This window comes from Mesorhizobium sp. M8A.F.Ca.ET.208.01.1.1 (genome assembly GCF_004791315.1).
GTDB lineage: Bacteria > Pseudomonadota > Alphaproteobacteria > Rhizobiales > Rhizobiaceae > Mesorhizobium.
This window is the reverse complement of sequence record NZ_SRUT01000375.1, coordinates 1-288: the sequence shown is the minus strand read 5'-3', so window position 1 is coordinate 288 and position 288 is coordinate 1. Positions and strand designations below refer to the sequence as shown.

Annotated in this window: 1 pseudogene; it reads right to left on the bottom strand. The window is 65.9% G+C overall.

What is annotated here, in order from left to right:
* Positions 1-109, bottom strand: a pseudogene (locus EN851_RS35730) (VOC family protein); the annotation flags it as partial.
* Positions 110-288 lie beyond the last annotated feature (179 nt).

Below are 288 nucleotides of genomic sequence, written 5' to 3'. Positions count from 1 at the left end.
GCACGACCCAGCTGCCTCCGGGGACCTCCATGGGTCCCATCAGGATCTTGCCGCCATTGTCGGTCACGCGTTTAGCCGCTGCGTCGATGCCGGTGACATTGAAATAGAACTGCCNCGGGCGAATGCGCTTTTCCCACGCGACGAGCGCGTCCTCGACCGAAGAGCCCGCCTCCAGGTCCTGCGACAGGCTGAAGGCATTGACCATCGCGCAACCGGCGCCCTGGACAAGAGGCAAGGTCGCCCTCGTGGGCGATGCCGCGCATGCGATGTGCCCGGCTCTTGCCCAGG